Source organism: Micromonospora sp. NPDC005205 (assembly GCF_040608275.1).
Taxonomy (GTDB): Bacteria; Actinomycetota; Actinomycetes; order Mycobacteriales; family Micromonosporaceae; genus Micromonospora.
Window position 1 is genome coordinate 180170 of sequence record NZ_JBEXHV010000009.1, and the last position, 19735, is coordinate 199904.

18 protein-coding genes are annotated in these 19735 nt (G+C 72.8%); 9 read left to right on the forward strand and 9 right to left on the reverse strand.

The window, feature by feature from the left end; genetic code table 11:
- Positions 1–398 precede the first annotated feature (398 nt).
- Entirely contained in the window at positions 399–1250 is an 852-nt protein-coding gene (locus ABZU43_RS18570; protein ID WP_355007719.1) for a DUF308 domain-containing protein, read from the forward strand.
- A 159-nt stretch (positions 1251–1409) separates the two neighbouring features.
- On the forward strand, positions 1410–2906 hold the full coding sequence (locus ABZU43_RS18575; RefSeq protein WP_355007720.1) for a trehalose-6-phosphate synthase: 1497 nt from the start codon (positions 1410–1412) through the stop codon (positions 2904–2906).
- Positions 2907–2925: 19 nt separating this feature from the next.
- Here ABZU43_RS18575 and ABZU43_RS18580 read toward each other — a convergent pair whose 3' ends face one another.
- The 6 genes from ABZU43_RS18580 to ABZU43_RS18605 form a co-directional block, all read right to left on the reverse strand.
- Positions 2926–3720 (reverse strand): alpha/beta fold hydrolase, encoded by a 795-nt coding sequence (locus tag ABZU43_RS18580; RefSeq protein WP_355007805.1) that lies wholly within the window; start codon positions 3718–3720, stop codon positions 2926–2928.
- 23 nt (positions 3721–3743) lie between these two features.
- Positions 3744–5150: an NAD(P)-binding domain-containing protein gene (locus ABZU43_RS18585; RefSeq protein WP_355007721.1), complete on the reverse strand. Its 1407-nt coding sequence runs from the start codon at positions 5148–5150 to the stop codon at positions 3744–3746.
- A 117-nt stretch (positions 5151–5267) separates the two neighbouring features.
- Complete coding sequence (locus ABZU43_RS18590) at positions 5268–5960, reverse strand: endonuclease/exonuclease/phosphatase family protein (protein ID WP_355007722.1); 693 nt, start codon at positions 5958–5960, stop codon at positions 5268–5270.
- A 12-nt stretch (positions 5961–5972) separates the two neighbouring features.
- Complete coding sequence (locus ABZU43_RS18595) at positions 5973–6920, reverse strand: ROK family glucokinase (protein ID WP_355007723.1); 948 nt, start codon at positions 6918–6920, stop codon at positions 5973–5975.
- Between the two features lie 74 nt (positions 6921–6994).
- Positions 6995–7699, reverse strand: a complete 705-nt coding sequence (locus ABZU43_RS18600) for a hypothetical protein (protein WP_355007724.1) — start codon at positions 7697–7699, stop codon at positions 6995–6997.
- Between the two features lie 31 nt (positions 7700–7730).
- Positions 7731–8186 (reverse strand): SRPBCC family protein, encoded by a 456-nt coding sequence (locus tag ABZU43_RS18605; RefSeq protein WP_355007725.1) that lies wholly within the window; start codon positions 8184–8186, stop codon positions 7731–7733.
- A 180-nt stretch (positions 8187–8366) separates the two neighbouring features.
- On the opposite strand from ABZU43_RS18605, the gene ABZU43_RS18610 reads away from it, so the two are divergent.
- The 7 genes from ABZU43_RS18610 (at position 8367) to ABZU43_RS18640 (ending at position 16839) form a co-directional block, all read left to right on the forward strand.
- Positions 8367–10181, forward strand: a complete 1815-nt coding sequence (locus ABZU43_RS18610; protein WP_355007726.1) for a long-chain fatty acid--CoA ligase — start codon at positions 8367–8369, stop codon at positions 10179–10181.
- A gap of 14 nt (positions 10182–10195) precedes the next feature.
- Positions 10196–11887 (forward strand): GAF domain-containing sensor histidine kinase, encoded by a 1692-nt coding sequence (locus ABZU43_RS18615; RefSeq protein ID WP_355007727.1) that lies wholly within the window; start codon positions 10196–10198, stop codon positions 11885–11887.
- 7 nt (positions 11888–11894) lie between these two features.
- Positions 11895–12563, forward strand: coding sequence for a response regulator transcription factor (locus tag ABZU43_RS18620; protein ID WP_030337723.1), 669 nt, complete (start codon positions 11895–11897; stop codon positions 12561–12563).
- A gap of 189 nt (positions 12564–12752) precedes the next feature.
- The gene (locus ABZU43_RS18625) at positions 12753–13562 is read left to right on the forward strand and encodes an SAM-dependent methyltransferase (protein WP_355007806.1); all 810 of its coding nucleotides are present in this window, start codon (positions 12753–12755) and stop codon (positions 13560–13562) included.
- A gap of 79 nt (positions 13563–13641) precedes the next feature.
- A complete protein-coding gene (locus ABZU43_RS18630) occupies positions 13642–15300 on the forward strand; it encodes a bifunctional diguanylate cyclase/phosphodiesterase (RefSeq protein WP_355007807.1) in 1659 nt (552 codons plus the stop codon).
- 272 nt (positions 15301–15572) lie between these two features.
- Positions 15573–16157: a TetR/AcrR family transcriptional regulator gene (locus tag ABZU43_RS18635; protein WP_355007728.1), complete on the forward strand. Its 585-nt coding sequence runs from the start codon at positions 15573–15575 to the stop codon at positions 16155–16157.
- Positions 16158–16176: 19 nt separating this feature from the next.
- Positions 16177–16839, forward strand: a complete 663-nt coding sequence (locus ABZU43_RS18640) for a lysophospholipid acyltransferase family protein (RefSeq protein ID WP_355007729.1) — start codon at positions 16177–16179, stop codon at positions 16837–16839.
- Between the two features lie 13 nt (positions 16840–16852).
- On the opposite strand, the gene ABZU43_RS18645 is transcribed toward ABZU43_RS18640, so the two are convergent.
- The 3 genes from ABZU43_RS18645 to ABZU43_RS18655 all read right to left on the reverse strand — a co-directional run bounded on the left by ABZU43_RS18645 (position 16853) and on the right by ABZU43_RS18655 (position 19641).
- On the reverse strand, positions 16853–17977 hold the full coding sequence (locus tag ABZU43_RS18645; RefSeq protein WP_355007730.1) for a glycosyltransferase family 4 protein: 1125 nt from the start codon (positions 17975–17977) through the stop codon (positions 16853–16855).
- Positions 17974–19233 (reverse strand): M48 family metalloprotease, encoded by a 1260-nt coding sequence (locus ABZU43_RS18650; protein ID WP_355007731.1) that lies wholly within the window; start codon positions 19231–19233, stop codon positions 17974–17976. Before ABZU43_RS18650 ends, ABZU43_RS18645 begins: the two co-directional genes overlap by 4 nt.
- A 189-nt stretch (positions 19234–19422) precedes the next feature.
- Positions 19423–19641: a hypothetical protein gene (locus ABZU43_RS18655; protein WP_355007732.1), complete on the reverse strand. Its 219-nt coding sequence runs from the start codon at positions 19639–19641 to the stop codon at positions 19423–19425.
- Positions 19642–19735 lie beyond the last annotated feature (94 nt).

Below are 19735 nucleotides of genomic sequence, written 5' to 3' on the forward strand. Positions count from 1 at the left end.
GTTCCGACGGCTCGGCCCCGCTGCGGTCCATGATCCGCCAATACGGGGTCGGGGTCTGCGTCGGTTGGGCCATTTGACGGCGGCTTCGACTCCCACTCCGGCCCCGGCGGTCCCGCTCCAGAACCTGACCTGACGTCGCGGTCACAGCGAGATCATGCGGGCGGTCGGCGAGTCGGCGAGAAGCGCCATCCCCGGAGACCTCCGGTTGGCAAGGATTAGCAAAAACGGACAAAGAAGCCCCGCCGCGACCTGCGGGAGCAGCCGTGACTTTGGAAGACGCGACACAACGCACTCCCGGAACCATGCCCTGACGTGTCACGATTCAGAGCACGGCGTGCGGACTGGCGCCGAAGGGCAGCGGTGGCCGCGCCGAAAGGCGCGTTAAGGGGGATGTCCGGGTGTCAGCGGGTGGGGCCCGCCGGGGACGGCGGGACAACGGGCTCGACGCGAACGAGTACGCCGTCGTCGGCGACGTCGATCCGCGCGTCGGTGAGCACCTGCTCGACGTGCTGGCCGCCGGTGGGATCGCCGCCTACCTCCAGCCCTCCGCCGATCTCAATCCGGTCACCCGCACCACCACGGTGCCGGCCCGGCCGGTCGACCGGCTATACGTCGACCGCTCGCACCTGACCACCGCCCGGGACTACCTGACCCAGCTCGCCGACGAGACCGCTCCGGAGCAGCCACCGGCTCGCGACGAACCGGACATCGACGCCGAGTGGGCGCGGATCGTGGCGGGCTTCCACACCACCTCCACGCCCGGTGACAACCCGTGGCCGGCCTCGGAGGACGTGGACGAGCGGGACAACCGGGACGAGTCGACCTCCGGGCCGCTGACCCGCTCCGGCACCGACGAACCGGGTCCGACCGCCACCGACGTTCGTCGGCTGCCGTACGCGACGGACATCTCCGGAATCTCGCTGGGGCGCGGCACCCGACCGGACGAGCCGTCGCTGCTGGACGGGTTGGACACCTTCGGCGCCGACCTGCCCGACGACGAGGACGACGAGGGCTACCACCCGCCACCACCGCCGCCGCTGCCGCGGGTCAGCAAGTACGCGGTGATCGGCGTACTCGGGGTGGTCGTCGGGTTCGTGCTGTTCCTCTTCCCGTGGCTGCTCCCGATCGACCGCTCGGCGGTCACGCTGTTCGGGTTCACCGGCATCCTGGCCGGTTTCGTCACGCTGATCTGGCGGCTGCGCCCCGGCGACGAGGACGAGGACGACCCGGACAACGGCGCCGTCGTCTGACGGTCGGCCCGCATCCCGAGACAGCAGCGCCCCGCCGGGCGCGTAACAGTGGTGTAACTTACTGTCAGTAGGAATACCGCTGTACGTCACTTCCCCCGCTGACTGACCGGTTTTTCCTTGCTCGCGGCGGTCAGTCCTCTGCTGATCGGAATGCCCGAGATGCGACAGAGTTCTCTCGTGGTGGTGGCCAACCGCCTCCCCATCGACGACAACCAGGCCCCCGACGGGGCCTGCGAGTGGCGGCGCAGCCCGGGTGGGTTGGTCAGCGCGCTGCTTCCGCTCCTGCGACACACCCCGGCCACCTGGGTCGGCTGGGCCGGTGGCACCGGGCCGGCCCCCGCCCTGCCGGACGTGGACGGCGTGCGGATGCACACCGTCGCGCTCACCCCGGAAGACCTGCGCGACCACTACGAGGGGTTCGCCAACGCCACCCTCTGGCCGCTCTACCACGACTCGGTGGAGCAGCCGCAACACCACCGCCGGTGGTGGGAGGCGTACCAGCGGGTCAACCAGCGCTTCGCCGAGGCGACCGCGGAGGTGGCCGAGCCGGGCGGGGTGGTCTGGGTCCAGGACTACCACCTGCAACTGGTCCCCGGTCTGCTGCGCGCCCTCCGCCCGGACCTGCGCATCGGGTTCTTCCTGCACGTCCCGTTCCCGCCGCCGGAGTTGTTCATGCAACTGCCCCGCCGGGCCGAACTGCTGCGCGGCATGCTCGGCGCCGACCTGGTCGGCTTCCAGCGGGGGCAGGCGGCGCACAACTTCGCCCAGTTGGTGACCCGGGTGCTGGAGTTGCCGGCCACCGACCGGCGGATCGGCGTCGACGACCGGGTCGTCCGCATCGGCGCTTTCCCGGTCTCCATCGACACCGCCGAGATGGCCGCGCTCGCCGACCGCCCGGACGTTGCCGCCCGGGCCCACCGGCTCCGTCAGGACCTCGGCGATCCCCGGCAGGTCGTCCTCAGCGTGGACCGGATGGACTACACCAAGGGCATCGAGCAGCGCCTCAAGGCGTACAGCGAGTTGCTCGCCAGCGGCGACGTCAAGGTCCGCGACACGGTTCTGGTGCAGGTCGCCATGCCGAGCCGGGAACGCGTCGGCCAGTACCAGATCCTGCGCGAACGCATCGAACGCGAAGTCGGCCGGATCAACGGCGAGTTCGGCCGGGTCGGTGAGCCGGCGATCCACTACCTCACCCAGCCCTTCGACCGGGCCGAGCTGGCCGCGCTCTACCGGGTCGCCGACGTGATGGCGGTGACCCCGCTACGCGACGGGATGAACCTGGTCGCCAAGGAGTACGTGGCCGCGCGGGTCGACGACACCGGCGCACTGCTGCTCAGTGAGTTCGCCGGCACCGCCGCCGAGCTGTCCCAGGCGTACCTGGTCAACCCGCACGACCTGGAAGGGCTCAAACAAGGGCTGCGCGAGGCGCTGCGGGCCGACCCGGCCGACACCATGCAGCGGATGCGGGCCATGCGCGCCCACCTGCACCAGCACGACATCCGAGCCTGGGCCCGCTCCTACCTGCGTGCCCTGGACGAGGGCGGCGCCCTGATCAGTCGCCTGACCGGCACCGACACCGACACCGACGGCGCCGCTCGGGTGCCCCGACCGGCCACCCCGACCGGCAGCCCGGCCGGCCACCAGGCCGGCGGCTGACCGCCGGCGGCCTGGCTGCTCAGTGCGCCGCCGGCTCCTTCTCCAGCCAGTCCAGGATCGCGTCGATCGGCTCCGCCCATCGCGCGTCCAGCATCAGGTCGTGGCCCATCCCGGGAAAGAGCAGCGGGGCCGACCCGTAGCGGCGGGCCACCCGGGTCAACGCCGACGCCGGCACCACCCGGTCGTCCGGGCTGCCCAGCACCAACACCGGGGGCGTGCCCACGGCCGGCTCAGCCTCCGGCTCGCCCAGCAGCGCCCACTGGGCCCGCCGGCCCGCCCGACCGAGGCGTCCCACATACCGCCGGGCATCCTCGTCGGGCAACTCGCGGCTGAACAACTGCCCCCGGTTGAGCCGCAACGGCCCGCCGAACACCGCCGGCAACGTACCCGCCGGGTTGCGGCGCAACGCCGCGCCCAGCACTCCCCAGCCGCCGAAGACCGGCGCCACCAGCACCGCGCCCCGCGCCGGGTAGCGGGCCAACGCGTGTGCCACCACCAGCGCCCCGGCGCCGTGCCCCACCAGCACCGCCTGCCGCGGCAGGCTCGCGGCCACCTGGACCACGTCGTGGGCGTACGCCCGCAGCGTCGCCTCCGGCGCCGGCTCGCTGCCACCGTGCCCGCGCAGGCTCACCGCGTACGCCGGGAACCCCCGCGACGCCACGTGACCCAACCAGTGCTCGGCGAACGCCCACGCGCCGTGCCCGAACCCGGGTACGAACAGCAGCGGTGGCCGCCCCTGCTCCAGTTCGGGGACCGCGCTGAGCACCTCCCGCCGGGCCGGCCGGACCGGCCGGGACCACTCCCGACCCCGCATGATCCGCAGCTCGCTACTCGCGCTCACTTGCCCTCCAGCTCGACCAGGGCGCGTTGGATGGCGCGCAGATAGTCGGCGTGCCCGACCTCGAACCAGTGCCGGCTGCTGTCCTTGACCGGGCCGGAGTACCGCTCCCCCGCCCGGTCCCGCACCCGGGCCGCGAACGCAGTGGCCCGTTCCGGCCGGTCCCGGCGGGCCTGGAGCAGCCGGGCGAAGAGCACCGTCTGCCAGTGCGACAGGGTGAACAACCCGGAGTCCGGTTGCAGCAGGCCGGCGACGGCCAGGGTCGGGTGCCCCGGCGTGAACGCGTTGAGCCACAGCGTGGGCCGGCCCGCGCCCGCGCTGTCACCGAACACCGACGCGTCGAGGAACTCGAAGCGCGGCAGGTAACCGGTGGCGAAGACGACCACCTCGGGGTCGATCTCGCGGCCGTCGGCCAACTCCACCGCGTACGGGTGGAACCGGGCGACGTCCGGCACGGGGCCGATCCCGCCGTGGCCCACGTAGTACACGAGCTGACTGTTCGCGATCGGGTGCGTCTCGTACACCCGGTGGTCGGGCTTGGGCAGGCCGAAGCGGGTCAGGTCGCCGACGGTCAGCCGCAGCGTCCAGTGGTAGAGCCACTGCCGTACCCGCAGCGGCACCCGCAGCGCCAAGAGGGTGTCGTTCACCTGGTCGGCGGGGCGACCGAGCACGTACTTCGGCGCGTACCAGTAGCCCCGGCGGGTGGAGTGCCAGCAGCGCGACGCCTGCTGGGCGGCCTCGACGGCGATGTCGCAGCCGGTGTTGCCGGCGCCGACCACCAGCACCCGCTTACCGCGCAGCTGCGCCGGGTCCTTGTAGGACGAGGCGTGCATGATCTCGCCGCGGAACTCCTCCAGGCCCTCGTAGCGGGGCAGCTTCGGCGACCAGTTGTGGCCGTTGGCGATCACCACGGCGGCGTACCGGGCGGTGCGCTCGGGGCCGTACCCGCCGGTGGAGCGGGTGGTCACGTCCCACCGGTCCCCCTCGACGGGCTCGACCCGGATCACCTCGGTGCCGAACCAGATGTGCGAACGCAGGTCGAAGTGGTCGGCGTACCGCTCGAAGTAGGACAGCAGCTGGCCGTGGTGCGGGTAGTCCGGCCAGGAGTCCGGCATCGGGAAGTCGGGGAACTGGGTGAACGGCTTCGACGAGATCAGGTGGGTGCTGGCGTACACGGGGCTGCGGTCGTGCCGCCAGTTCCAGGCGCCGCCGACGCCCGTCTCCCGCTCGTAGCAGTCCACGCCGAACCCGTGCTCACGCAGGTTCTTGATGGCGGTCAGCCCGCTGGCCCCGGCCCCGATGACGCAGACCGTGTCGCCCCGGTCGGAGACCGGGCGCCCGTCGCTGTTCGCCGTGGGCGAGGTCGCCTCCGGGTCGGGCCGGCCGTGGTCGGTGGAGGTGGACACCGGGGACATCTCCTTTTGGTACGGCAGGCGTGCCGGTCGCCGCGAAATCCTCTCCACAACCGGGCCGGATGTCCAGTCCTGAACCGGAGACGCCGACGGTCGAGCCGGGGTCGGGGGTCAGCCGGTGGCAGGCAGCAGCAGGTCGACCAGGACCGGGAAGTGGTCGCTGGCCCGGCGGGTCTGCGGGGTGTCCACCACGTCGTAGTCGACCACTGTGATCCTCGGGTCGACGAAGAGCGCGTCGATGCGTCGGCGCGGGTCGGCGCAGGAGTAGGTGAGCCGCTCGGCCCGGTCGGCCGCCACCGCCGCGTCGGTCAACCCGCGCGACACGGTGGCCCAGGCCGGCCCGTCCGGACCCTCGTTGAGGTCCGCCCCGGCCAGCACCGGGCTGGTCGCCGCGTCCAGACCGCGCTTGAACTCCGTGGCCTGCGAGGGCCGCTCGGCCGGGTCGGTGGACAGGTGCGAGCCGGCGAGGGTGAACCGGGCGTCACCGACGCGGCAGTCGGCGTACGCGGCGCCGCGCAGGTGCCGGCCCGGGGTCAGCGGAAAGCGCTGGCAGCGGGTGCCCAGCACCTGGACCCGCAGGCTGGTCAGGAGCAGGTTGCCCAGCGCGGGCAGCCCACCGGCGGCCACCACCAGACCGAACGACTCGGCCAACGTGGCGGACTTCTGCCGCCACCGGAACCGGCGCGGCCCCTCCTGCACGATCACCACGTCCGGCGTCGCGGCCCGGACCACGGCCGCCAGCGCGGCGGTGTCGTCGCGCTGGCTGTGGACGTTGTACGACACCACGCGCAGCGGCACGCCCATCGGTGGACCGCCTCAGATCCGGCGGGCCAGGTCGGCGGCGCCGATCACCCCGGCGCTGTTGCCCAACTCCGCCGGGAGCACCTCGGCCACCGGCAGGCGACCCCGCTGGGCGAGCGCGTCGAGGTACGAGCGGCGGGTGGGGCCGAGCAGCAGGTCACCGGCGTCGATCACGCCGCCGCCGACCACCAGGGTCTGCGGGTCGAGGATCTGCGCCATGTCGGCGAGGCTGGTGCCCAGCCACCGGCCGATCTGGGCGAACGCCTCGGCGGAGACCGGGTCGCCGCCCTGCGCCGCGGCGGTCACCATCGGGCCGGTGATCGCCTCGGCCTCACCGCCGGCCAGCTTCAGCAGTGCGGTGGCCCGGTTGGGTTCCTGCCGGGCGCCGGCCCGGGCGAAGCGGACCAGGGCGCTGCCGCTGGCGTACTGCTCGATGCAGCCCAGCCGACCGCAGCCACACTGGTGCCCGTCCGGCACGGCCAGCATGTGGCCCAGTTCCGCGGCGATGCCGTGCGCGCCGCGCATCAGGTCGCCACCGAGGACGACGCCGCCGCCCACACCGGTGCCGATGGTGAACATGATCATCGAGTCGTCGGCGTCGCGGGCCGCGCCGTAGCGGAACTCGGCCCACGCGGCGACGTTCCCGTCGTTCTCCACGATCACGGGCAGCCCGATTGCCTCGCTGACGTACTCGCGCAGCGGTTCGTCACGCCAGGCCAGGTTGGGCGCGAAGAGCACAGTCGAACGGCTGGCGTCGATCCAACCGGCCGCGCCGATGCCGACGGCCTCGATGGTCCGCCCGGCAGCCAGTTCGCCGACCAACTCGATGATGACGTCGCGGGTCTTGGCCACGTCATCGGCGGGAGTGTCCCGTCGGGTCTGCACGAGGACCGTGCCGGTGTCGTCCACGACACCGCCGGCCACCTTCGTGCCACCGACGTCGACTCCGATGGTCAGCGTCACCGCTACCGCCCCCCTCTGCTGCTGTCCGGCCCGGGTCCCGGCCCAGTGCCGGTCCGGGTCGGAAGGTCCCGCGCTCAGGCGCCGTCGCCCGATGCTTCCGCGTCGGCGTCGTCGGGCACCCGCGATGCGGGCACCACGGGACGGGTGGTCGGCGCCGGTACGGTCGCCGTCCCGGCCTCGTCGACGGGTGGTACGGCGGCCGGGGCGAGTGGGTCCGCCGTCCGGGTGGCGACCGACCAGACATCCCGTTCCGGCGCCGGCTGAGAATCATGCCCGGTACGGGTGGCATCGCGCCACACGTGCTCGTCGAGGGTCGCGGTGGGCCGGCCGCTCGGGGGTGGCTCGGGGAGCACGTCGTCGGTGCTCGCGGCGGGTGCCGGTGAGGACGGGGTGGCCTGCTCGGCGGCCGGCTCGGCGGTCCCCGCCGCGGATGGTTCCGCCGGGGAGAACGCGCGGAGCAGGCTGGCGACACCCGCGGCGAGGTCACCGGCGCCAGTCGCGAGCCGTTCGGCGAATTCCGGACTCGGGTCCCGCAACGCGGCGATGCCCCGACAGACCGGGCAGACGCAGCATTCGGCCGAACCGGTGGCGAAAGCACCACCGGTGCCGGAGCGGGCGTCCGGACCCGCGCTGTGACCGAGGACACCGGACAGCATCCCGCCCAACGAGCCGAACGCGCCGCCCGCCGAGCCGGCGGAGGCCAGTCGCGCCCCTGCCAGCAGGGTGGCTACCAGCCGCTCCGCCTCTTCCCGGGCCGAACCCGGATCCGTTCCGCCCACCGTCGGCTCCTCTACCGTGCCACCGGACACGTCACTGCGCCGCACCGGTTGCTTCTACCCGGCGCTTGAGCTGCTTCAACGCGGTGTCCATGATCATCTTCTCGGCTTTGCGCCGAAACATCCCGAGCATGCCGACCGACAGGTCGACCTCCAGCGTGTAGGTCACCGTCGTGCCGCCGTCCGGGTTACCCACCAGGTCGTACGAGCCACGCTGGGCCTTCTGCATCTTCGAGGGGGCGACAAGGTGCCACTCGATCCGGGACAGGTCCTCGGCGTACTCGTAGGCGAGCACGTACTCGTCGGCCATCACCCCGGCGTCGATGGTGAAACGCACCTGACTGGCGTAACCGTCCTCGTACTCCTCGATCACCTCGGCGCGACGCACCGCGTCGGTCCACTCCGGGTAGCGCGCGAAGTCGCAGATGACCGCCGTCACCCGATCCGGTGCGGCGCCGATGATGATCGACTGGGTGGAGGAGTCCGCCATGGGGGGCAGGCTACCCGGCGAGTACCGCCCGGCACGCTGCGCCGCCCCCGGCGCTCGGCAGGACCCATACCCGCTGGCCGTTAGCAGGGTGCCCTTCCTCACCGGGTAGGTTTCGACACAACCGACGCCCAGCCCGACCAGCCCGACCAGCCCCACCAGTGCGAGCACGAAGGAGTGCAGGTGCGCGAGTTCTCCGTCCCACCGATCGTCACCGTTGGCGACGCGGCCAACCTCACCGATCCGGTCTGGGACAACGCCGAAGTCGCGCCCGACGCCGTCCAGTTCGCCCGCCCCACTCCGCGCGCCGACGGCACCGTCACCGAATGGACCGAGGTGACCTGCCTCCAGTTCCGCGACGAGGTGGCCGCCGTGGCCCGCGGGTTGATCGCCGCCGGCATCGAACCGGGCGTCCGGGTCGGGCTGATGAGCCGCACCCGTTACGAGTGGACGCTGCTGGACTACGCCATCTGGGCCGTCGGCGCGGTGACAGTGCCGATCTACGAGACGTCCAGCGCCGAGCAGGCCGCGTGGATCCTCGAGGACTCCAACGCGGTGGCAGTCGTGGTGGAGAGCGAGGCGCACGCCGCCCTGATCGCCGGTGTCCGGCACCGGCTGCCCGAGCTGGGTCAGGTCTGGCAGATCGACAGCGGCGGAGTCGACGAGCTGGTCACCACCGGTGCCACCGTCGAACTGGCCGAGGTCGAGCTGCGGCGCAAGGCCGTCCGCGCCGGCGACCTGGCCACGATCATCTACACCAGCGGCACCACCGGCCGGCCCAAGGGTTGCGTGCTCACCCACCGCAACATGTACGCCGACATCGCCAACGCGGTACCGGTGCTGCCGAACCTGTTCAACGCCGGCGCGAGCACCCTGCTCTTCCTCCCGCTGGCGCACGCCTTCGCCCGGCTCATCCAGATCGGCGTCGTGCAGGCGCGAGCCACCATGGCGCACTGCGCCGACACCAAGAACCTGGTCGCCGAGCTGCAGGCGTTCCGGCCGACCTTCGTGCTCTCCGTACCCCGGGTCTTCGAGAAGGTCTACAACGCCGCCAAGCAGAAGGCCGAGGCGGACGGCAAGGGCGGCATCTTCGCCCGCGCCGAGCAGGTCGCCATCGCGTACAGCGAGGCGCTGGAGACCCCGGGCGGGCCCGGCCTGGCGCTGCGCGCCCAGCACGTGGTCTTCGACCGGCTGGTCTACCGCAAGCTGCGCGCCGCGCTCGGCGGACGGTGCCGGGACGCGATCTCCGGCGGCGCGCCACTCGGCGCCCGGCTCGGCCACTTCTTCCGGGGCATCGGCGTGACGGTGCTGGAGGGCTACGGCCTCACCGAGACCTCGCCCGCCGCCGCCGCGAACCTGCCCAGCGGCACCCGGATGGGCACCGTCGGCCGTCCGTTCCCGGGCGTGGCAGTGCGGATCGAGGACGACGGCGAGATCCTGATCTCCGGCGAGTTGATCTTCCAGGGTTACTGGCGCAACGAGACCGCGACCGCCGAGGCGATCAGCGCCGACGGTTGGCTCCGCACCGGCGACCTGGGCCAGCTCGACTCCGACGGCTACCTGAGCATCACCGGCCGCAAGAAGGAGCTGATCGTCACCGCCGGCGGCAAGAACGTCGCCCCGGCGGTGCTCGAGGACCTGGTCCGCGCGCACCCGTTGATCAGCCAGTGTGTCGTGGTCGGTGACGCCAAGCCGTTCATCGCGGCGCTGGTCACCGTCGACGAGGAGGCGCTGCCGACCTGGTTGGAGAACGCCGGGTTGCCCCTCGACACCACCGTCGAGCAACTGCGCGAGCACGAGGGCCTCCGCAAGGAGATCCAGGCCGCGGTCGACGCCGCGAACCAGGCCGTGTCGAAGGCCGAGGCGATCAAGGTGTTCCGGGTCCTGCCGCACGACTTCACCGAGGCGACCGGCGAGCTGACCCCGTCGCTCAAGGTCAAGCGCCAGGTTGTCCACAAGACGTACGCGGCGGAGATCGCCGATATCTACCGAGGCTGACTACCATCCGTCACGTGTCCGCATCCACAGCCACCGCCCCGCACCCGCATCCCCTCGCCGCGGCCGCCCGCGTGGTGATGCTGGCCCTGGTCGCCATCCTGACCCTGTTCGCCACCCGCGACGTCACCCAGCTGTGGTGGATCGCGCTGCTGGCGGTGGCCGGGCTGCCGTCGCTGCTGGCACCGCAGCACCGGCGGGTCGGCCCGCTGAGCCGGGTGGCCGAGGTGGTGGTGCTGGGGCTGGCCGCGAGCCACGTCGCCGCGGTGGCGTCCATCGGTGGCACCGTCGACGGCCTGGGCGCCTCGGCGGTGCTGCCGTACCTGGCGGTCCCGGTGACCGTCACCGCGCTGCGCCGCCGCTTCCCGGAGGGTGCCGCGCTGCTCGTGATCACCGCCGCCACCCTGCTGCTCAGCGGCGCGCTGACCCGGGTCGACGGTGATCTTCAGCTCGGCCAGCCGGGTTACCTCGCGGTCTGCGCGCAGTGGCTGATCCTGGCGGCGTTGGGGCTCTACGCCGCCGGCACTCTGCACCGGGTGATGGCGGTGCGCGGTGAGGGCAAACCCCAGCCGTACGCCGAGGCGACCAGGCTGCTGACCCAACTGCGGACGGTGGCCCGGCAGCTGCCCGGAGCGACCCTGGACCCCGGCGGCATCTCCGAGCACCTGCTGGAGGAGCTGCGGACGGTGGCCCGCGCGGACCGGGGCGCGGTGTTGTCGGCCAGCGGCGGCGGTCGCCTCGTGGTGCTCGCCCAGGCCGGCGTCGACCGGGTGGACTGGGAGACGACGCTGGACGCGGACTCGGCGATCGCCGACGCCTGGGCCACCCAGCAGGCCACCACGGCCGCCCGGTCGCAGTCCCGCTCGCACCGCGGCGGCGACGTGTCCGCGCTGATCGTCCCGCTGGTCGCCGGGGTCCGGACGGTGGGGCTCGTGGTGCTGGAGGCCGACGCCACGCAGGCGTACCCACCGCCGGTGGTGTCCCGGGTGACCGCGCTGACCCGCCCGGCCGCGCTGCGGCTGGAGGCGGCGCTGCTCTTCGACGAGGTGCGCTCGCTGGCCACCAACGAGGAGCGGCAGCGGCTGGCCCGGGAGATCCACGACGGGGTGGCCCAGGAACTGGTGATGGTCGGCTACGGCATCGACAACGCCCTGGCCACCGTCTTCGACGACGCCGACGAGACCGCCGAGGCCCTGCGTACGCTGCGCGGCGAGGTCACCCGGGTGATTCAGGAGCTGCGGCTGAGCCTCTTCGAGCTGCGCAGCGAGGTGGACCGGCAGGGTGGGTTGGCCGCGGCGATCGCCGAGTACGCGCGCACCGTTGGCGCGTCCGGGGGGCTGCGGGTGCACCTCTCGCTGGACGAGTCCACCGCCCGGCTGCCGGCCGCCACCGAAGCCGAGTTGCTGCGCATCGCGCAGGAGGCGGTGACCAACGCGCGCAAGCACGCCGGGGCGTCGAATTTGTGGGTCACGTGCGAGATCGACCCCCCGTACGCGCAAATAGAAGTGTCGGATGACGGTCAGGGGATGGCTGACCAGCGCCCGGACGGACGGTACGGTCTTGCGATCATGGCCGAGAGGGCGGAACGTATCCGGGGCCGGTTGGAGATCAGGCCGCGGCAACCCAGCGGCACGACCGTGGCGGTGGTTCTCGGCACCTCGGCCCGGCGCGATAACGTGCGCGGCAGCGCAGCACCAGAAGGGGAGTAACCCGAGGATGACCACAAGTCCGATACCGGCCACCCGTACCAAGGTCCTCCTTGTCGACGATCATGACCTGATTCGCAAGGGTTTGCGGCACGCCTTCGAGCGCGACCGCCAGTTCGAGGTCGTCGGTGAGGCGGCCACGGCGGCGGAGGGAGTACGCCAGGCCGGCGCCTTGCAGCCGGACGTGGTGATCATGGATCTGCGGCTGCCCGACGGCAGCGGCCTGGAGGCCACCCGCGCACTGCGTAAGTCCAGCGCGTCGATGGGCATCGTGGTCCTGACCATGTATGCCGGCGACGACCAGCTCTTCGGCGCCCTGGAGGCCGGCGCGAGCGCCTTCGTGCCGAAGACCGCCCCGGCCGACGAGGTGGTGGCTGCCGCACGGCACGCCGCCTCCTCCCCCAGCGCGTTCACCGCGGCCGACCTGGCCGAGGCGATGAAGCGCCGGCTCGCCCCGTCCGGCCCGCAGCTGTCTCCCCGGGAGGGGCAGGTGCTGCGGCTACTCGCGGACGGCATGAGCGTGGCGGGCATCGCCAAGCAGCTGTTCGTCAGCGAGTCCACGGCGAAGACGCACATCTCGAAGCTCTACGAGAAGCTCGGCGCGGCCAACCGGGCTCAGGCCCTGATGACCGCGTTGCGGCTGGGCCTGCTCGAGGCACCGGACGCGCCGAAGTTCTGACCTGCCTCCCGCTCGTCGAGCGGGATGACGCGACCGACGGTCCGCGCCAGCTCTTGCCGGCGCGGACCGTCGCGCATCGACCGACGTCGGCGGGCAACCTTCGGCGCGCTATGGTCTGGCGTGCGTGGCGGGTGCACAATACCCGCGCGGGCGCTGATGCTCGCGTCGCGGATTCGAGGGGTGAAACGCATGCAGCGGCCGGACTGGGCACCCGAGACCATCGACATCGAGCGCCCGAGCGTCGCGCGGATGTACGACTACTACCTCGGCGGCTCGCACAACTTCGCCGCCGACCGGGCCGCGGCGCAGGCCATGGTCGCCGCGGTGCCCGAGGCACCGTTGATGGCCCAGGCCAACCGGGCGTTCCTGCGCCGCGCCGTGCACCACCTCGCCGACGCCGGCATCCGGCAGTTCCTGGACATCGGTTCGGGCATCCCGACGGTCGGCAACGTGCACGAGATCGCCCAGCAGCTCGACCCGCGGTCGCGGGTGGTCTATGTGGACGTCGACCCGGTGGCGGTGGCGCACAGCCGCGAGATCCTCGCCGGCAACGAGCAGGCCGCAGTCGTGCAGGAGGACCTGCGCAACCCGGAGGCGATCCTGGCCCATCCGGACGTCCACAAGCTGCTCGACCTGAGCCAACCGGTGGCCGTGATGATCGTGGCCGTCCTGCACTTCGTCCCCGACGACGACCGGCCGGCGGAGCTGCTGCGGACGCTGCGCGACGCGTTGGCGCCCGGCAGCTACCTGGTGCTGTCGCAGGCCAGCGACGACGGGCGCAGCGAGGACGAACGCGCCGAGGCGGAGCGGGTCTACCGGCGTACCGACAACCCGCTGTCGGTACGCAGCCGCGCCGAGCTGACCGCGCTCTTCGACGGCTTCGAGCTGCTCGACCCCGGCGTGGTCTGGGTGCCCCAGTGGCGACCGGACACCCCGGAGAGCGCGGAGGACGCCGAGCGCGCGGTCTTCATGGGCGGCGTCGGGCGCCTCGGTGACTGAGTCGCCCGGGGCGACCTCCCGCCCGGGGACCTTCGCCCGGGCCTGGGCGAAGGCGGTCTCCGGCACCAGCTACCTACCGATGACCCAGGCCCAGTTGGAGTCCCTGCTGGACCGGCTCACCGGGCAACTGGCCGGCGCGTTGCTCACCGAGCCGTTCGACCTGCGTGCCGGGCACCGGGTCGGCGCCGAGTTGGTCGCCGCGCACATCGCTTCCGCCGAGGGGCTGGGTCGTACCGTCGAGGTCATCCAGCTCCGCCTGGTGCGCGACCTGGGCCTGGTGGCCGAGGACGTCGAGGACCGGATGGCCCGGCTGTTGGCGGCCGTGGCAACCGGCTACGCCCGCGCGCTGCGCGACCGGACGCTCGACGAGCAGGAGTCGATCCGCCGCGCCGCCATGCGGGCTCGCACCCAGGCCGAGCGGGCGCTGCGGGCCAGCGAGGCCCGTTTCCGGCATCAGGCCACCCACGACCCGCTGACCGGCCTGCCCAACCGGACGCTGTTCACCGAACGGCTCGCCGCCGCGCTCAACGAACCGGGCCGGGGCGCGCAGCGGGTCGGGGTGTGCTTCCTGGATCTGGACCGCTTCAAGGTGGTCAACGACACGCTGGGGCACCAGATCGGTGACCTGCTGCTGGCCACGGTGGCCGAGCGGCTGCGCAAGGCCATGGGTGAGCACCTGGTGGCCCGGCTCGGCGGCGACGAGTTCGTCATCCTGGTGGAACACACCGCCGGCACCGACGACATGGTGGCGGTGGCCGAGACCGCGCTCGCCGCGGTAGGCACACCGGCCCTGGTCGACGGGCACGAGTTGCAGATCTCCGCGAGCATCGGCATCGTCGAGCGCCAGGTTGCCGGGGCCAACCCCACGGACTTGATGCGGGCCGCCGGCAGCACCCTGCACTGGGCGAAGTCCGCCGGTGGGGCCCGCTGGGCGCTCTACGACGCCGAGCGCAACCAGCGTGAACTGGCCCGCTACGCGCTCTCCGCGGCGATCCCGGCGGCGTTGGAGCGCGGCGAGTTCTACCTCGACTACCAGCCGCTGACCTCACTGCGCGACGGCAGCCTGGTCGGCGTGGAGGCGCTGGTCCGCTGGCGGCACCCCGAGTTGGGGGTGCTGCGCCCGGACAGCTTCATCGGGTTGGCCGAGGAGACCGGCCTGATCGTCCAGCTGGGCGGTTGGGTGTTGGCCGAGGCGTGCCGCGAGGCCGAGGCGTGGTCGGCCGGGGGCGCCGCCGCGCCCTTCGTCAGCGTCAACCTGGCGGTACGCCAGGTGCACCGGCCCGGGTTGGTGCAGGAGGTCCGGGCGCTGCTGCGGCAGACCGGCCTGCCACCGGAGCGGCTCCAACTGGAGATCACCGAGAGCACGATGATGAGCACCGCCGAGGAGCCCGTCCGCGCCCTGCGGGTCCTTGCCGACCTCGGGGTGCGCATCGCCATCGACGACTTCGGCACCGGCTACAGCAACCTGGCCTACCTGCGGGACCTGCCGGTGACCGAATTGAAGGTGGCCGGGGAGTTCGTGGCCGGCCTGCGGTCGCCCTCCGTCGGCCGCACCGACGAGCGGATCCTCGCCTCCCTGGTCTCGCTGGCGCACGCGCTGGACCTGACCGTCACCGCCGAGGGGGTGGAGACCGCCGGGCAGGCCGAACGGCTACGCGCGATCGGCTGCGACGCGGCCCAGGGCTGGCACTTCGGCCGCCCGGCCCCCGCCGATCGCATCCTGGCCCGCATCCGCTGACCCTCGGCCCCCACGCCCCCATCCGTTCCCGCCTACTTCCCACACTGCGGCTCACCAGTTGGGCGCTTCACGAAACCCGCAGGGGAGCAACCGAGGCCGGGGGTCGAGCGGACGACGCGGGCGGACAGAGCTGGCCCGGATACTGCGTTGAGTGTGATGTCTGTGAGTCATCAGGATGACTCACAGACATCACACTGATCCCAACAAGACACGGCAGGACGACCTCGCACCCCGAGGTAGACACCGTCTACGGCGGCTGGTAGACAGTGTCTATGGACGCGGACGAGACGGGGCTGCGGGCTCGGCTGGTGGCCGTCGGGGTGGACCTTGTGCTGCGCGAGGGCCAGTCGGCGGTGTCACTGCGGGAGATCGCCCGGCGCGCCGGGGTCTCGCACGGCGCACCGCGCCGCTACTTCCCCACCCACGTCGACCTGCTCTCCGCCATCGCCCGGGAGGGCTTCGCCGACCTCACCGCCCAGATCGAGCGAACGTTGCGCGACGTCGATCCGGACCCCCGTACCCGATTGACCGCGCTGGCCCGGACGTACCTGGACTTCGCGGCGGCCCACCGCGGCATGTTCGAGCTGATGTTCCGCCACGACCTGCTGGACAGTGGCCGACTTCGGCTGCGCGAGACGAGCCTGCCGTTGTTCGCCATGCTGGCCGACCTGGTGGCGCAGGCACGCCGGCCCACCGACGCGCCCGCGGCGGTGCTGGCCGGTGCGCTCTGGGCGAACCTGCACGGCATCGCCCAACTCTGGGCCTGGGGCAGCCTGCCGCTGGCCACCGGCGCCACCAACGACGATGCCCTGCTGCACTCCGCGTTGGACGCGCACCTCGGCCCGACGCCCGCCTGAAAAACGACCCGGAGGACACGTGCCCCTGCTGTACGACGTCACCAAGCTGACCGTCGGCACCGCGCTGCGGTTTGGCTGGCAGCCCCGGGTGGAAGGGCTGGAGCACCTGCCCCGGGACGGCGGCGCGATCCTCGCCGGCAACCACCTGTCCGTCGCCGACGAATTGTTCCTCGTCTGTTCGACGCCCCGACACGTCACCTTCTGGGCGAAGGTCGAGTACTTCAACGGCCGGGGTCCGGGCGGCTGGCTCAACCGGCGGATCGTCGCCGGCATGGGCGCCATCCCGGTCGACCGCGCCGACGGCCGGGCCGCCCTGCGCGCCCTCGACGCCGCCGTCCCGGTACTCCGCTCCGGCGGCCTGGTCGCCGTCTACCCGGAGGGCACCCGCTCCCCGGACGGGCGGCTCTACCGGGGCCGGGTCGGCATGACCCGGCTGGCCCGCGACGCCGGGGTGCCGATCATCCCGGTCGGCGTGCTCGGCACCGCGGAGGTGCTGCCGGTCGACGCGCGGCTGCCCCGCCGCCACCCGATCACCCTGCGGTTCGGCCCGCCGATCCCGGTCGCGGAGCGGATCAACGGGCCGCGGGACATCCGGACGGTCACCGACGAGGTGATGGCGGCGATCCAGCAGCTCACCGGCCAGGAGTACGTGCCGCACTACGCGCCCGCCCGGGAGAGCTGAACGCGGGCGGCGATCAGTCGGCGAGCAGTGCCGCCATGCGGTCCGCCTGCGCCTCCCAGCGCCACTCCCGTTCCACCCAGGCCCGGCCGGCCGCGCCCAGCTGACGGGCCAGGTCCCGGTCGGCGAGCAGCCGGGCGACCCGGTCGGCGAGCTGGGCGACGTCCCGGCCGCCCACGACGTAGCCGGTCTCCCCCTCCCGGACGGCGTCCGGCGCTCCCCCGGAGTCACCGGCCACCACCGGCAGGCCGGTCGCGGATGCCTCCAGGTAGACGATGCCCAGCCCTTCGACGTCGAGGCCACGGTTGCGGGTGCGGCACGGCATCGCGTAGACGTCACCGGCCGCGTAGTGCGCCGGCAACTCGACCGACGGCACAGTGCCGGTGAACACCACATCCCGTTCCACACCGGCCTGGCGGGCCAGCTTCTCCAGGGTCGCCCGGTACGGCCCGCCACCGACGATCAGCAGCGCCGCGTCGGGCACCCGGCGGCGGATCTCCGGCAGGGCCCGGATCAGGGTGTCCTGACCCTTGCGCGGCACCAGCCGGGACACACAGACGACCACCGGCCGGTCGGTCAAACCGAGCCGGGCCCGGACCTGTTCACCGTCCACGCTCGGGTGGTAGGTGTCCACGTCGACCCCGGGCGCGAGGCGGCGCAGCTCGGTCACCCCGTCCAGCACCCGGGCCAACCGGCTGCGGGTGTACTCGCCCAGATAGGTGGTCACGTCCACACCCCGACCGATGCGCCGCAGCGCCGGCCGGGCGGCCGGCACAGCCGCCCAACCGACCTCGTGGCCATGGGTCTGCGCCACCACCCGACGGATGCCGGCCCGCCGCCGCAGGCCGGCCGCGAGCAGGCCCAACGGGGCCGCCGCGCCGAACCACACCGTGTCGCAGTCGTACGCGCGAGCCAACCGGGCCGCCCTGCGGGCGATCAACGGGGTGGGCAGCAACACCCGCGTGCGCTCCCGGATCACCTCGTACGGCTGGTCGGCGTCGAACTTCGCCGCCCCGCGCCAGCTCGACGCGTAGACGACCACCGAGCCGGCCGGTTGACGGACCGCGAGGTTGTGCACGAACGACTGGATCCCACCCGGGCGGGGCGGAAAGTCATTGGTGATCAGCAGGGTGCGGTTCATCGGCCGGCCTCCCGGGCGTACGCGCGGGCGGCGGCCATCCGCTCCACTGTGGACGGGTGTGAGGCCGAGTAGAGATATTCCCAGCGGGGCGGGTCGGGGTCACCGAGGTTGACCGAGCCGAGCCGGCGCTGCATCGACTCGAAGGACTCCGGGTCGTTGGTGAGCGCGAGCGCGTGCGCGTCGGCCCGCGCCTCCACCCGTCGGGACATCAGCGCCTGCACCGGAGCGACAACCAGCCCGGCCACCGTGACCAGGGCGACCAGCAGCGGGAACGCGCGCGGTTGGGCCACCGAGTCGACACCGGCCAGCCGTAGCAGTGGCCCCCACGAGCCGAGCAGGTAGAGCGCCACCACGGCGGCCGCGGCACCCAGCGCCCCGGTCAGCGTGCCGGCCGCCACGTCGGAGTCCTTCGCGTGCCCCAATTCGTGCGCCACGACGGCGGTCACCTCGGCCGGGGTCGCCTCGCGCAGCAGCGTGTCGTAGACGACCACCCGTCGGGTCGGCCCGAGACCGGAGACGTACGCGTTGACCGCCCTGGTGCGCCGGGAGGCATCGGCGACCAGCACGTCACGCACCGGCACCCCGTCGCGGGCGGCCATGCTCATCAGCTCGGTGCGCAACGGACCCTGCTCCATCGGGGTGAACCGGTTGAACACCGGCTCCACCAGCACCGGCAGCACGAACGACAGCAGCACCACGAGCACGGCGGCGCCGGCCGCACCGAACGCCCACCACCAGCGGGGCGCGAGCCGGATGACCGCGTAGAAGCCGAACAGCGCCACCGCGCCGATCACCGCGCTGACGGCGTACGACTTGAGCAGGTCGACAGCCCAGCCGCTCCAGCCGTTGGTGCTCAACCCGTAGCGGGTGAGCACGCTCTGCCGCCAGGCAGCGAACGGGAGCGTCACCAGGTCGGCGACGAGCACCACCGCCAGCCCGCCGAGCACGGCCTGCGCTGCCCAGTGCCCACCGAACGGCCGGCCGACCAGCTCGACCAGGCGACTGCCCAGCGGGGTCAACCCGAGCGCGAGGGCGATCAGCAGCCCGACGGCGAGCGCGGTGTAGCCACCGGGACGCAGCGCGGCCCGGAACTCTCGCCCCTTGGCCACCTGCTCGGCCGGCAGGTCGCCCAGCGCGGCGAGCTGGTCGGCCCGGGGTGCCGGCGGGCGGTGCCACGGGATGAGCAGCGCGGCCAGCACGACCAGCACGAGGGCCAGCCCGGCCAGGGTCAGCAGCGCCCAACCCCGCGGGGTCACCGCGTCACCGCCCGGTGGGCCGGATCGCCGCCACCGGACGCAGCGCCACCGGACGCAGCGCCACCGGACGCAGCGCCGCCGACGAGCCCGCCGTCGTCCCGCCGTACCTCGCTCATCGCGCCGCTCCTCCCGCCGTGACCGCTCATCCTATGGCCCGCGAGAAGGTTGCTTCCGGGCGCGGTGTAAGGCTCAGGCCACCCGGCGGGCGGGACGGCGGGGAGCGACCTCCGGGCGCGCGGGCGCGGTCAGCACGTCCACGTCGAAGCCGGCCCGGGCGAGCACCTCGATGGCCTCGACCTCGGCGGCGACCAACCCGGCCGCCGGGGACGTCTCGTCGAACAGGGCGGTCAGCGGGCAGCCGGAACAGCCGTCGGCCCGCTTCGCGCACCCGTCGCAGTCGATGAGCATCACGCCTCCTGATCGGCTCGCGGCGCACGGGCGACTCCTGTTGTCGCCGACCGGGCACCGTCGGTGACATCGACACTAACCACCGGGTACGACA

Bases quoted from the DNA above. Each gene is read 5' to 3' on its own strand.
- ABZU43_RS18575 (WP_355007720.1), top strand. From the start codon at position 1,410: ATGCGACAGAGTTCTCTCGTGGTGGTGGCCAACCGCCTCCCCATCGAC.
- ABZU43_RS18580 (WP_355007805.1), bottom strand. From the start codon at position 3,720: ATGCGGGGTCGGGAGTGGTCCCGGCCGGTCCGGCCGGCCCGGCGGGAG.
- ABZU43_RS18590 (WP_355007722.1), bottom strand. From the start codon at position 5,960: ATGGGCGTGCCGCTGCGCGTGGTGTCGTACAACGTCCACAGCCAGCGC.
- ABZU43_RS18605 (WP_355007725.1), bottom strand. From the start codon at position 8,186: ATGGCGGACTCCTCCACCCAGTCGATCATCATCGGCGCCGCACCGGAT.
- ABZU43_RS18620 (WP_030337723.1), top strand. From the start codon at position 11,895: ATGACCACAAGTCCGATACCGGCCACCCGTACCAAGGTCCTCCTTGTC.
- ABZU43_RS18625 (WP_355007806.1), top strand. From the start codon at position 12,753: ATGCAGCGGCCGGACTGGGCACCCGAGACCATCGACATCGAGCGCCCG.
- ABZU43_RS18630 (WP_355007807.1), top strand. From the start codon at position 13,642: ATGACCCAGGCCCAGTTGGAGTCCCTGCTGGACCGGCTCACCGGGCAA.
- ABZU43_RS18635 (WP_355007728.1), top strand. From the start codon at position 15,573: ATGGACGCGGACGAGACGGGGCTGCGGGCTCGGCTGGTGGCCGTCGGG.
- ABZU43_RS18645 (WP_355007730.1), bottom strand. From the start codon at position 17,977: ATGAACCGCACCCTGCTGATCACCAATGACTTTCCGCCCCGCCCGGGT.
- ABZU43_RS18655 (WP_355007732.1), bottom strand. From the start codon at position 19,641: ATGCTCATCGACTGCGACGGGTGCGCGAAGCGGGCCGACGGCTGTTCC.